At 36.4% G+C, this 12,687-nt stretch carries 13 protein-coding genes; all 13 read right to left on the minus strand.

Features of this window, described 5'->3' with window-relative positions:
• Positions 1–21 precede the first annotated feature (21 nt).
• The 13 genes from MKX83_RS19245 to MKX83_RS19305 all read right to left on the minus strand — a co-directional run bounded on the left by MKX83_RS19245 (position 22) and on the right by MKX83_RS19305 (position 12,662).
• Positions 22–1,092: an EpsG family protein gene (locus tag MKX83_RS19245; RefSeq protein WP_341057189.1), complete on the minus strand. Its 1,071-nt coding sequence runs from the start codon at positions 1,090–1,092 to the stop codon at positions 22–24.
• 2 nt (positions 1,093–1,094) lie between these two features.
• Entirely contained in the window at positions 1,095–2,003 is a 909-nt protein-coding gene (locus MKX83_RS19250; protein WP_341057193.1) for a glycosyltransferase family 2 protein, read from the minus strand.
• A 1-nt stretch (position 2,004) separates the two neighbouring features.
• On the minus strand, positions 2,005–3,126 hold the full coding sequence (locus MKX83_RS19255; RefSeq protein WP_328197423.1) for a glycosyltransferase family 1 protein: 1,122 nt from the start codon (positions 3,124–3,126) through the stop codon (positions 2,005–2,007).
• Entirely contained in the window at positions 3,126–4,205 is a 1,080-nt protein-coding gene (locus MKX83_RS19260) for a glycosyltransferase family 2 protein (RefSeq protein ID WP_340976210.1), read from the minus strand. Before MKX83_RS19260 ends, MKX83_RS19255 begins: the two co-directional genes overlap by 1 nt.
• Complete coding sequence (locus MKX83_RS19265) at positions 4,168–5,331, minus strand: glycosyltransferase family 4 protein (protein ID WP_328197420.1); 1,164 nt, start codon at positions 5,329–5,331, stop codon at positions 4,168–4,170. The genes MKX83_RS19260 and MKX83_RS19265 overlap by 38 nt, the downstream gene beginning before the upstream one ends.
• A complete protein-coding gene (gene galU / locus MKX83_RS19270) occupies positions 5,328–6,209 on the minus strand; it encodes a UTP--glucose-1-phosphate uridylyltransferase GalU (RefSeq protein WP_251163335.1) in 882 nt (293 codons plus the stop codon). Before galU ends, MKX83_RS19265 begins: the two co-directional genes overlap by 4 nt.
• Positions 6,210–6,229: 20 nt before the next feature.
• A complete protein-coding gene (locus MKX83_RS19275) occupies positions 6,230–8,056 on the minus strand; it encodes a polysaccharide biosynthesis protein (RefSeq protein WP_341057203.1) in 1,827 nt (608 codons plus the stop codon).
• Between the two features lie 259 nt (positions 8,057–8,315).
• Positions 8,316–8,981 (minus strand): CpsD/CapB family tyrosine-protein kinase, encoded by a 666-nt coding sequence (locus MKX83_RS19280; protein ID WP_095372095.1) that lies wholly within the window; start codon positions 8,979–8,981, stop codon positions 8,316–8,318.
• Entirely contained in the window at positions 8,941–9,690 is a 750-nt protein-coding gene (locus tag MKX83_RS19285) for a YveK family protein (protein ID WP_095372094.1), read from the minus strand. Before MKX83_RS19285 ends, MKX83_RS19280 begins: the two co-directional genes overlap by 41 nt.
• A 100-nt stretch (positions 9,691–9,790) precedes the next feature.
• Positions 9,791–10,978: a nucleotidyltransferase domain-containing protein gene (locus MKX83_RS19290; protein WP_307318127.1), complete on the minus strand. Its 1,188-nt coding sequence runs from the start codon at positions 10,976–10,978 to the stop codon at positions 9,791–9,793.
• On the minus strand, positions 10,972–11,448 hold the full coding sequence (locus MKX83_RS19295) for a lasso peptide biosynthesis B2 protein (protein ID WP_307318129.1): 477 nt from the start codon (positions 11,446–11,448) through the stop codon (positions 10,972–10,974). The genes MKX83_RS19290 and MKX83_RS19295 overlap by 7 nt, the downstream gene beginning before the upstream one ends.
• Positions 11,441–11,740 (minus strand): lasso peptide biosynthesis PqqD family chaperone, encoded by a 300-nt coding sequence (locus MKX83_RS19300; protein WP_095372091.1) that lies wholly within the window; start codon positions 11,738–11,740, stop codon positions 11,441–11,443. The genes MKX83_RS19295 and MKX83_RS19300 overlap by 8 nt, the downstream gene beginning before the upstream one ends.
• Positions 11,709–12,662, minus strand: a complete 954-nt coding sequence (locus MKX83_RS19305) for an aldolase (protein WP_307318131.1) — start codon at positions 12,660–12,662, stop codon at positions 11,709–11,711. The genes MKX83_RS19300 and MKX83_RS19305 overlap by 32 nt, the downstream gene beginning before the upstream one ends.
• Positions 12,663–12,687 lie beyond the last annotated feature (25 nt).

Here is a 12,687-nt window from a genome sequence, read left to right on the forward strand (position 1 = left end):
TTTTCTCCCCTCTTTCTCTCGTTATCCTAACCAATCACTTTGGTACTGAATATTTAAACTAATGACTGTTTCATAAAAATAATAGAAAAAATATAGCACAAGGATACAATAATAAATAAAGCGTTGATCCTTTGGTTGAAATAATTTGACTATCCAAGCAACAAGAATCAATTGATAAAGACTAAAATAGATAGAAAATCGCGCAAAAATCCAGTTTTGTGTAGAAATAATCATAAATACTAAACCAACTAGTGCCATATTCACAATAAAATCACTTTTAGGAAAGATATTCCTTAACTTCTCTCGCCCAAGATAAGCAATGAATAAAGGGGTTGCTTCCACAGCCACGCGTAAAATATTGGCTCCTCCTTCTTGGAATTCTGCATATTGCCCATATTGTGTATCTTCTATCGCTGAAAAAAGGAGTGTCGAAAACTCATTAAAGCCGACAACAATAAGAACGGCTATCAGAAGTAATATCAACGTCGCTTTCGACCAAGCCTTATAACGTACAAAAAAGTAAATAGGTAATAAAATGAGCGCACTTTGATGAATTGAAGAAGCAAGGATAACAAATAAAAAGTACACAGGCCAATTCCCATTTATAAGGAACTTTGTTGCCGCAAATACTATCGCCGCTGCTAAGCATTGGCGAATACCATTCATCGTAACTAAAAATAAACCACCAGTTATATAAATATAAATACTCAACTCAAATAATCTTGCATAGTGTGCGAGAACAAATACTATTAAACTGTTCGTCATTAACGAGACAACGAAAATTAACACTTGCGGGTCATCAGTATAAAACTTCAGAACCATTTGTAATAATCCGAAGCCAATATCCTTTCCCTCAACTATTGTTGCCCAGCTAAAATCATTGACTTCATATGCATGCATATAAAAAAAAGTATCGCCAATATTGGTTCTTGCCCCTGAAACAGCAATAAGAATGAAAGCAACAAAAGTAATCATCAGTTTATTAGGATAAACAGTCTGGACTGAATCCCCTACAAGTACAGGTCTAGAAAAGTATCTAGCTATTAAAGCAACACTAAAACTTGCGAATAAACACATCCAAAAAACAGTCATGATTACTGTTCACTTCCCATGACATTCCTCTTTCGTTGCTCATAGCGTACATAAAATGAAAGTAGATACCCAAATGGTAGCGCAACAAGTGTCATACCTTTTAAAGGTGACTCTTTAATAAAGTGTTTCTTTCGACTTAATAAACAACTAGAAACGTAATGTATACATTCTCTTAATTTTTCTTTCAATGATGGAGCATGGATCATTGCTGTTTGACGAAAGAATGCAAATCCTTTCGGGTTTTTATAATATTGATTAAGCATATTTAAACTCGATCCGTCTGGTAAATATTCGACATGGCATAATACTTCATTCAGAAGTAATAACGGTTTTAACTGATCAATAAAAATATACTTATAGCTTAATGGGCAATACTTTTCTCCTGAGAAAATAGGATAAGCAGGGGTCGTTTTTGTCAATGCTGTTCGATAGACAAGCTTCTTATCACCCTTCACTTTATGAACACCATACAATTCCCCTAGAGTACAAGTAGACAAATCAGCGGGTAATTCGGTCCCTATGATATCCCCATTTTGATAGGCATCAAGCCCGACAATTCCAGCTACCTCCTCACTACCAAATTGGTTCCAATAAGTAATGATTTTCTGTACCGCATCCACTGGCATATAATCATCAGAATCAATGCACACATTCAATTCTGTTTCGATTAACTCATAGGCTGTATTATGTGCCCCATGCATACCTGAATTTTCCTGGTAATGGTAGTGAATAGAAATGATTCCCTCTTCTATCCACCCTTGAACCAATGACCTTGTTCCATCATTCGAACCATCATCAATGATTAACCACACAAAAGATTGACATGTTTGTTTTTTTAAACTTTCATAGCCTAAATGTAGGGTGTAAGCACGGTTATAGGTAGGGGTAAAGATTGTTAATATAGGTTTCATCTTATCTCGTCCCGCTTGCATGATTTTTAGTATCGTTATATTCGTTATAAAAGGTAGATAACCACTGACTCGTGGTCTCGATATCATAACCAGCTACTTTTAACTCCGTAGAGGTATCCTTATGTTGGTTATCTAATTGCAACAGTTTATCTGCCCACTCAGAAGCCTTTCTAGATAAGCTCATAAATGTTACCCTATTCGTCAGATTCACTTCTGCCGTTATCGTATCAGAGACAAGGCAACTGAGACCTGCAGCCTGTGCTTCAATTAAAACTACAGGTAAACCTTCAAAATGAGAAGGGAATAAAAAGACGTCCAAGGATTGCAAAAGCGAAGGAATATCTTCTCTAACACCTAAAAATTTCACTTGTTGTTCTAGCCCTAGCTTGTGAACTTTTTTCTTTATTTGTGGCATTAAGTCACCATCTCCAGCAAAAATTAAAACAGCGTCTTTTCTTTTATCAGATATAGATTGGAAAATATCTATGATGAAATCATGATTTTTCTGATAATTAAAGCGCCCAATATGACCAATTACAAAAGAATCATCCACGCCCAATTCTCTTCTTATCCGCTTTCGCTCTGGCAAATGATAAAGATATTGACTCACATTTACTGCGTTAGGTAAAACGGTTACCTTGTTCTTAGATGATGTAAACAACCATTCCCCAGCACGTTCAGAACATGCAAAATAATAATTAGGATAATCCTTCATGCATGACCTTGCATACTTGCGAAACGGCCATTTAAAATCTATATGTAAATCGCTCAAATGGCTATGTGCAATCCGACACGGCACTCCAGCATCATATGCTGCACGCATAACAAAACTACTGTTTTCGTTTAAATGAGCATGTACAATTCGATAATATGGGTGTTCGGCAAAAAAGGTGTCCAATTGTTTAAAGTATTTTTGGTAATTGCCTGGGCGAATGGATGGCATATGAAATATACGACCACCTAGCCTCTTAATTTCCTTGTCATAATGACCTTCTTCCTGCCGATGGACAATGAAGTCAAATTGAATGCCAACATGCCTAAGCCGACGATAATAATTCATTAACATGGTCTCTAACCCACCACGATTCATAATCGTTACCACTTGCAACACTCTTAATTCCATTATGACCTACTCCCCCAGCGCTTTTTTCTTAATTTATCAATCATCATAAGCATATAGTAGACACTGCTAGCTGAACGTGAACGGGCACAAACAAAAAATACCCTCCAAACGAATGGAAAGTAGTTGAGATCCAACGTTTTAAAAGCCTCTCTAACAATAGGTTCACTTAATATGTTATCTATTTCATTGATTTTTTCTCGTACTGTTAGTTGGCTTTTAGAAGCAAGGATATTTAAGCCTAAACCAATCATATTTAAGCAAATACGATTATTTAAAGCTGATTGAGCATGACGACTGAATGAATATTCCTTTATGCAATGATTCATTTCATCATAAAGTTGCTGCCAAAGCTGAAATAAATCCGATTTATATTCACTCGTTTGTGAATGTTCATTTTCCTTCCAGTAATGATATAAAGGCCGATCGACATAGACAAAAGAGTCAGCTAGGCTCATCACTTTCATATTGAAAAGGGTATCCTCATTTGATCCAATATGATGTAAATCTGTAAAAAAGATAGGTTGTTTTGTTAATAAATTTGTACGGTATAGCTTTGACCAAACGGTTCCCATAGCATCAAGCATACTAGGATCAGATACTTCTTCCTTAATTGGACCTACTAATCGCCTGACAATTTGTTCTTTATAGGCTTGACCTCTATAGGTTTTTTCTTTCAAGTGATGGAAGTATCTTTCCTTAGAAAAGTGTTGATACGCTCGTGTGTATCGACACATAGCGATATCTGCCTGCTCTCGTTGAAGCGCTTCATATAATGCCTCATACATCTCTTGGTGAACCCAGTCATCAGGATCGACAAAACCAATATACTCTCCTTCCGCGTGCTTTAGTCCAAAATTACGGGCCTGGGAGACACCTTTATTCTCCTGGTAGAAGACCTTCAGCCTTTTATCCTTCTCTTGATATTTTGAAAGAATGTCACCCGTTTGATCGGTTGAACCATCATTGACGGCAATAATTTCAATTCTTTTAAATGTTTGTGTGAGTAAACTATGTAGACATCTTTCAATATACATTTCCATATTATATATAGGCACGATAATGCTGATGATTGCTTTCATCTTTCTTCTCCTGCGTGTATTTAGCGTAAAGGATCATTAATTCTTCCATGACGACTTCAGTTGAATACTTGCTAACAAGTTGCCTATTTGCTTTAGCGAACCTCTCTCTCTCTTGTTCAGAAAGTATAAGACTCTCCATTTTTTCGGCGAAACGATGCACATCAGTCGCTGCTATCAGATATCCATTATGCCTGTCCCTGATCAATTCATGATGCCCTCGATTCATAGTAGCTACAATGGGTAGGCCACAAGCCATAGCTTCCAAAATATTCACTGGGAGGCCCTCCCTTAAACTAGAAGCCACAGCCACATCACTCATTTGTAACCATTCCTTCACTTCATTTGTAAAGCCGAGAAATACTACCTGACGATCAATTCCAAGCTCAGTAGCAAGTCTTTGACAATCTGATAACAGCGGTCCTTCTCCTGCTAATAGTAATTGGCTAGATGGGTGTTGTTTCGCTATTTTCTTAAACGCTTGTAGTAAAAGCCTTTGGTTTTTGTTTCGATTAAACTCTGCTGCATAAAAAAATAAAAAAGCCTCTTTTTCAATCAGATGCTTTTCTCTTAGTTTTTCCTTTATTTCCTTATCAATTGGCTGATATTGCGCTACATTGACGCCCACTCCATGGATAAAAGCTATTTCCTTCGCTTTCAATGCCTTAGTGGCTAAGGCATAATCTTCTTGATTAATCGTAATTAAACAATCCGTTTTCCGCGCCAAGGTTTTTTCAATAGGATAATAGATAAGCCAATTAAGTAGTGGTGCACCTTTGCAAAAATGAAATCCATGGGCAGTATAAAATAGTAATGGCTTCTTCTTCAAACTAAAAGTTGCCAATCTACCAAGTAATCCACCAGTGGGTGTATGGCAATGAACAATATCGTATTGATGAATCTCCATTAAGCTTTTCAACTGCTTGTACGCATATAGATTGGCTTTTTTCAACGGATGTCTTTCAATTGGGAGGCGATGCTGTTTGGATACAAAAGGTAAGGTTAAGTCACCTTTAGCCGCTATATGTATTTCCCAACCTTGTTCGTATAGTTGTCGCATAAAGGGGAGATGAAATGCCTTGAAATGATAGTCGACTGTGGCAACTAATAGCAGTTTTTTTGCCGTCATTTGATTGGATATCTTTCTGTTATCGTTTGTAGAAAACCTAACAGCTCCTCTTGTAAATCCTTACGTTTTAAAGCAAATTCAATGGATGTTTGAATATAACCAAGTCTCTCACCAACATCATAGCGCTCTCCTTGAAATTCGAATGCAAATATCGGTTCACTATGATTCAAAGTGGCTAACGCATCTGTTAGTTGAATTTCATTCCCCCTCCCTGGCTCTTGATATGAAAGAATATCAAAAATACTCGGTGGTAGGATGTATCGCCCCATGATTGCTAAATTAGATGGTGCTTGATTAAGGTCTGGCTTTTCAATTAAAGAACGAACCGTATGAAGTCTTTCCGTCACTATTTCACCATCAATGATGCCATATCTTGATACTTCTTCGTCTTTCACTTTTTTCACCCCAAGAATCGTACCTTTATGCTCTTCATACTGTTCTATCATTTGAGCTATGCATGGCGTAAATCCTTCAATAATATCGTCACCTAACAAGACCGCAAACGGCTCATCGCCAATAAACTTCCGTGCACACCATATGGCATGCCCTAACCCAAGCGGTTCTTTTTGTCTGATATAATGAAGGTTGGCCAGTTGAGATGACTTTTTCACTTCTGATAGTAATTCAAATTTACCTTTGCTCATTAAATTTTGTTCTAGTTCAAAAGAATAATCAAAGTGATCCTCTATTGCCCTTTTCCCTTTACCTGTAACAATAATAATATCTTCAATACCAGCAGCAACTGCTTCTTCTACAATGTATTGAATTGCCGGTTTATCGACAAGTGGTAGCATTTCTTTTGGCATTGCTTTTGTTGCAGGAAGAAATCTAGTTCCTAAACCGGCAGCTGGAATAATCGCTTTTCTTACTTGCCTCATACTTACTCACTCCTTCTTCCTTAAGATAGTGATAACATATTAGCAACTTCCTGCTTTTTCTCTGGCGTTTCTTTTCGGTTTGCAAGGGTTAACAATCGTTCTCTTAATTCCTCTTTACTCATCACAGGATATAAATCAATTAAACTTTCAATCTCTTCAATATAAAGGGTGGCGCTTTTCCCAATATAAATATGTGGGTGAATTTGCTGATCGTCCATTTCTTCCTTATTCAATAGTTCTTCAAATAACTTCTCCCCTTGGCGAATACCGGTGAATTTAATACTTATTTCCTGAGTTGTATAGCCGGAAAGTTTAATTAAATTTTTTGCTAAATCATATATTCTTACCGGTTTACCCATATCTAAAATAAATATCTCACCACCTAATGCTAGTGCACCTGCCTGTAGCACAAGCCTTGACGCCTCAGGAATGGTCATAAAATATCTCACCATATCAGGGTGCGTGACAGTAATTGGTCCCCCTTTTTCGATTTGCTTTTTAAAAAGGGGAATAACACTCCCTCTACTACCTAATACATTGCCAAACCTTACCGCAACAAAACGAGTTGTACTTACTTTATTCATTTGTTGAACAAGCATTTCTGCAAGACGCTTCGATGAGCCCATTACACTTGTTGGATTTACTGCTTTATCTGTTGACACCATTACAAATACATTGACTTGTGACTGATGAGCTGCCTCTGCCATATTCCTTGTACCAATTATATTATTTTTTACTGCTTCCTCTGGATGTTCTTCCATTAATGGTACATGCTTGTGGGCGGCTGCATGATAAACAACTGCCGGTTGATATTTTTTCATGACTTGAATCATGCGTTCTTTATCTTGAATATCAGCAATAACAGGAATCAGTTCGCTATCACTTTTCATATCTACCAGTTCTAATAATATGGAATAAATGCTGTTTTCTCCATGACCGAGAAGAATCAAACGCTTCGGTGAAAAATTTAAAATCTGTCGACAAATCTCTGAACCAATTGAACCACCTGCACCAGAGACAAGTACCGTTTGATTGGCAATATACTCCGAAATACTATTGTCCTCTAAGAGAATCGGCTCTCTTCCGAGTAAATCTTCCACCTTTACATCTCGTATATGATTGACTTTTACTTCTCCCATGACAATATCTTCAATAAAGGGTAGTGTTTGTGTCTTACTATTCGTTTTGGTACATTCATTAAAAATGATTTCGAGCTCTTCTTTTTTAAGTGAAGGGATAGCAATGATTAAATGCTCTATACCCATTTCCTGAACAATCTCTCTTAATTGTTCTACCTTCCCTAAAACCTTTAAGCCTGCTAAATACAAGCCTTGCTTCCTATAGTCATCATCAATAAATCCGACTGGAATTAATTGATCATGTCCTTGCATCAATTGTTTGGCAAGCATTCCTCCTGCTGAACCAGCACCAATAATTAATGTTTTTTTCTTATTAATAGCTAGCTCTTGCATTTGTTCTCGATAGACTCTTACGCCATATCTCGAACTTGTTAATATAATAAGCAACACTAAACTATAAATGATTGTAAATTGTGGAAGAAACGCTTTTAATAACATGTAGTATGTAATCATTGTTAAACAGACTGTCGTTCCTACAAGCCTGAGAATAATGAGAAATTCTCGAATACTAGCATAGGACCATAATTGCTCATAGAATTGCTCTTTATAAGCAAAGATATAATAAAATAGAAGTGATAAACTATAAATTATAATAGCTTGATTGTATGAGATAGAAGTTGGGAGTAATAGATACGTAAATATAAAAGAACTCAATAGTAATACTGCATCCATCAATAACGAAAATATAAGCTTTAGTCTGTATGACACAGTATCATCCCTCCCTTGCTTCAGGATTTCAAATGACTTATACCATCAGTAAATGATTAGAACTAATACAATTCTCAACTCATGTAAAGACATTTAATCTAAAAGTAAAACAGGGCATCTAACCCCCCCTCTCACCACACTCTTGACGACAGGGCGTCTAAGGTTTCTTTCAACCCACAGCATGACCGAGTATCTCTCTTAGATAAAGGCAAGGAGACATCACCTTAAATATTCTTTATAACGAACAATCATAAAAAAATTAATGGCTTCCATTCAAGATGGTGCCAATAATGTTCGACTTTGCATATTGTAGTGTTTTTTTAGCATTGTAGACATGTTCTGCTTTTGTTTGCCCTTGTTTTACGACGAGTATCACACCATCACTAACATTCGCTAACACCTTTGTATCAGTAACATCTAATAAACAAGGGGAATCAATTAAAATTACATCATATAATGGGCTAACTTTAGCTATGAGCTTCTTCATGACACTAGAACCAAGTAGTTCTGAGGGATTGGATGGAATCTTCCCACTAGGCAATAGTTTTAGGCCAGGAATTTGCGTAGAAATAGTCACTTCTTCCTGTATTGCATCGCCTTTCAATACATCTGTTAAACCAGGCTCTTGAGCTGCCATAAACATTTGATGCAATGCTGGATTTCTTAAATTAGCATCAATCAAGAGTACTTTCTCTTTTTGGTTCGCAATTGATACAGCAATATTGCCTATCATTGTCGTTTTACCTTCATAACGATCTGGTGAAGTAATAAGCAAGACCATATGCTTTTTCTCACCATTGATAAATTGGATATTTGTTCTTATCGTGCGGAATTGTTCAGAAATGATTGAATGAGGGTACAAATAAGTGACTAAGTTTCGTCCCTTATTGCTCGTACCGATTTTCCATTTCCGCATATTGACCATTAGTCTTCCTCCTTTCTTTCATTGTTTGTTTTTGTTTCTTTTGTTTCAAATTTTTTGTATGTATGATTGAAACAGTACCAATTGTTGGCACATCGATTAATCTCTCAAGCTGGCTTTCTGACTTTACAGAATCATTTAATGAGTCTAATAGAAAAATAAAGCCTATTCCCGCAACTAAACCTAATACCCCTGCAATTACTATTATATTCAGCCCATTACTTTCATTAATAGGGGTCGGGTTTGTTCTTGCCTCCGACAAAATGCTGACTTCATCAAAATCCATAATTGTCGGGATTTTTTCAATAAACACTTTTGCTGTAGTATTAGCAATTAAAGCGGCTCTTTCTGGATGTGAATCAACTACGGTTATATTCACCACCTGCGTATCATCAACACTCGTAACAGCAATCTTATTCGCTAATTGATCACTTGTTTCCGCTAATCTCAATTCTTTAATTACTTCCTCTAACACCACTGTGTCTCTAATGATGACCTGTAGAGTATTTCGATACCCTACTTCTGCCCCAATAATAATATTCGTATCACTTTGATAGAGTAACGTTGGTTTATTTAATAAGTGATAAATAAAAGCAATCCCACAAGCAAGCAACGTAAAAAGAAGCACCAGCCAAAACCTTTTCTTAATGACTTTAAATAGTTCAGGTAATTGTATTTCTTTAGCCTCAGGTTCATTCAAATATCTGTTCATTTGTAATCCACCTTTTGTATTTTCTTTATAAAGAACAAAAAGAGTAAAAAAATAGAATTAGATTAGATTTATTTCATTTTAGTTCTTTATAAAGAACAAGTCAACAAGTTTTCTTTCTTGCATTTTGTAGTATTTGCCGTTTCCTATTTAGCCATAGAAAAGGTTTTATCACATAATAGAGTGGGAACCATTTTTTCGGTAACGGGAATGCTTGATAATCTTCGGACAAAGGATAGAACCATTGCAAATAATGAATGAACTTCTGCTTCAAAGTAAATAAACTACGTAAATATTGCGCATGATAATGAGCAATTTCCTTTGGTACATGATGATCATGTAACGAAACCAATTGGTGAAAATAAAACGATGCCCCTCTTGCTAATTTTATTGATGCACGCTTATCCATGCATGTTGATTTTACATTTGAATTAAATAGTTTCACTGATAATAATAATGCCTGCCCAGCGATTTTATCGTATTGGTATTGGGTTAAATGATGTGACCAGTCCTTATCATTCACAAAACTTCCCTGTAACAAGATCTGATGAATGTCGAACAGCCATCTTAACCTTGACCAACCGTGCCTAGCACCGTGAGTACTTAAGAAATAGAATAAATCTTTTTCACCTAAATAAGGAAAGCTAATTTGACTACTCCATTGGCTTTCTCTTCTTCTCTCCCATAACTCGGTAAAATGGGGCTCTGTGCTTGGTGCAGGGTGAAGGCGCCAGTGAACTTCTACCTTCGTTCGATGTTGCTTATGAAAATAGGTAAAGTGGTGATGTCGCCATTTCCAATCATCCATCACCGATTCAATATATTCATCTTTTTCATAACCTTGTAGGAGCATTAATTGTTCTGCTTGTTCAATACGTTCAATCGGCACCAGCAAATCAATATCAGCACAAGTACGCAAAGACAGATCACCGTAAAGCTCTTTAGCTAGTATCGGACCTTTGAGAAAAAGAAGCGGTAGAGATGCTTGTTGAAACTGCAAATAGAGTGTGTGCATTTCCGCAGTCAAATGCAGCATACGATAGATATTCTGCTCATAATCTTTCTTTATTTTTGTAAATATATATGCTGGCATCTTATCAGCTACCCTTTGTTCATTTATTGCATGATATATTTGCGGGAATATTCGATGATGCTTTACTGCTAGCAGGAACTGATCCCAATCTACCTTGGTACATAATGAAAGTACTAATTGCTTTTCATTTTTCATCAATGATACGATCAGCTGCATTTCTAAAGGTAAATTTTGATTATCCAATGACGTTCTTACCATCTCTCCTTCTCCTTTTTCGGTATACATGCAAACATACTAACAATTGTAAACTTATCTTTTTCATGCGCCCCGCTCAGAAAGAAAGTACCACTTCTTAACCATGCATGAGCGACAAACTCACCGTAATCATCCCTTGCAGTCCCTAAATATAAAGTACTTTCTATTCCTCTTCTTTCAAGCATTTTCATACAAGCAACAGCCTTCACTAAGCATTCACTCTCCCAAAACGTATATCGACTCATATGATGTACTGCTTCAGAAATTTGTTGAATAGGATTCTCTCTATGAAGGTCCTGTGTTTGTTCTGTCTCTTTCATATGCTTACCTAATAGATGTGAAACTTTAGAAAATGGTAACTGCTTATAGATTCTTGCATAAGCTAGATAAATTAGGGCCTCTATTAATAATTGTTTTTTCTCCCAGGGAAGAGCAAGAAAATGTTTAAGTTTATGAAAAATTATGCTATTCATGTTGATGTACTTCAATAAGCCCTTCTTTTAAAAGCTGATCAAGAAAGGAAAACACCTCTTCTTCACACTTGATTTGCTCCACTTCGTATTCTGCTTGCATTTGCACAATGAGAGAAGAGATTAACACGCCTTCTTGCATCTTTCCCCAGATTTCACCACCAATGACACCTAAATTATAATACTTACCGTTTTCAATATTCAGCATCACTTTCTCACCGTTCATATCGCTTACCATATTTCCACTTACTTGTTTCACGATATCATTGATTGACAATGGCTTCTTTGTTATCATTCTGCTCCTCCTCAAACAAGTTATGAATCGTATCTGCCAGCTCATATGCTGAAAATAAGTTCGACCGCTCGATCGCATACATAGGAATTTGACTAGCAATCTTAACCGATAAGTCAAAATGCCAAGCTAATAGTCCTAACCGCCCGATCATAAAAGGACGATATGTATGAGCATCCAAAACTTCAATTTTTTGCAACCCATTTAAAGGGTGTATTTCTTTTGGCCTTTCATTCACCTGATGTAGGACGAAAATACCTGCAAGTGGAACCGAGTGATGTGTGAATACATTCTGTACAGGTATCGCATATTTATTTTCTCTATCAAAAAGAGGATGATAACTTGTAACTGATAAACCTAACTTTATAATACTTTCATCCCATAGTTTTTGTTGTGGGTAGCTCGGTACTACATAGGCTGTGCCGTTTACTAATTGAATAGGTATGACATCATCACTTAATAACGACCATCCTTTAAGAATAAGCGTCGAAGCTAGTGTCGACTTTCCTGCCCCTGAATCTCCGACAATTAAATAGGCTTTGCCATCCTTCATTACTGCACTTCCATGAAGGGGTAATATCCGCCTTTGCATTAACAGTACACCCATACACGATCCTAATATAAACAAACGGACCTTATCTATTGAACTACTAGGATGAGGGTCAAAATAAATACTCCTGCCCCCCTCAATATAGAAAGTTGCCGTTTCATTAACTGTAAATAGAACGGATTGATCTGTTAATACTTTAAATTTTCTTTTCTCTCCATAATTATCCCATATAGATGATAAATCTCTTTGTTTAATACTAATCATCTCAATAAGATTAGAGGGCTCAGATTCTTCACTAGCAACAAGTTCTTTAAATGGAATATCACTTAATACATATAAACCGAATGCCCGATATTTATGTGTCTTCTTATCCAAAACGATCCTCCTTTCTTAGAAAAGC

It is taken from the genome of Cytobacillus sp. FSL M8-0252 (assembly GCF_038007345.1).
Classification (GTDB): Bacteria; Bacillota; Bacilli; order Bacillales; family Cytobacillaceae; genus Cytobacillus; species Cytobacillus kochii.

Excerpts from the sequence above, each read along its gene's own strand:
- MKX83_RS19245 (WP_341057189.1), bottom strand. The coding sequence starts at position 1,092 with ATGACTGTTTTTTGGATGTGTTTATTCGCAAGTTTTAGTGTTGCTTTA.
- MKX83_RS19260 (WP_340976210.1), bottom strand. The coding sequence starts at position 4,205 with ATGAAAGCAATCATCAGCATTATCGTGCCTATATATAATATGGAAATG.
- MKX83_RS19295 (WP_307318129.1), bottom strand. The coding sequence starts at position 11,448 with ATGAATAGCATAATTTTTCATAAACTTAAACATTTTCTTGCTCTTCCC.
- MKX83_RS19250 (WP_341057193.1), bottom strand. The coding sequence starts at position 2,003 with ATGAAACCTATATTAACAATCTTTACCCCTACCTATAACCGTGCTTAC.
- MKX83_RS19280 (WP_095372095.1), bottom strand. The coding sequence starts at position 8,981 with ATGGTCAATATGCGGAAATGGAAAATCGGTACGAGCAATAAGGGACGA.
- MKX83_RS19290 (WP_307318127.1), bottom strand. The coding sequence starts at position 10,978 with ATGGTAAGAACGTCATTGGATAATCAAAATTTACCTTTAGAAATGCAG.
- MKX83_RS19255 (WP_328197423.1), bottom strand. The coding sequence starts at position 3,126 with ATGGAATTAAGAGTGTTGCAAGTGGTAACGATTATGAATCGTGGTGGG.
- galU (WP_251163335.1), bottom strand. The coding sequence starts at position 6,209 with ATGAGGCAAGTAAGAAAAGCGATTATTCCAGCTGCCGGTTTAGGAACT.
- MKX83_RS19285 (WP_095372094.1), bottom strand. The coding sequence starts at position 9,690 with ATGAACAGATATTTGAATGAACCTGAGGCTAAAGAAATACAATTACCT.
- MKX83_RS19265 (WP_328197420.1), bottom strand. The coding sequence starts at position 5,331 with ATGACGGCAAAAAAACTGCTATTAGTTGCCACAGTCGACTATCATTTC.
- MKX83_RS19300 (WP_095372091.1), bottom strand. The coding sequence starts at position 11,740 with ATGATAACAAAGAAGCCATTGTCAATCAATGATATCGTGAAACAAGTA.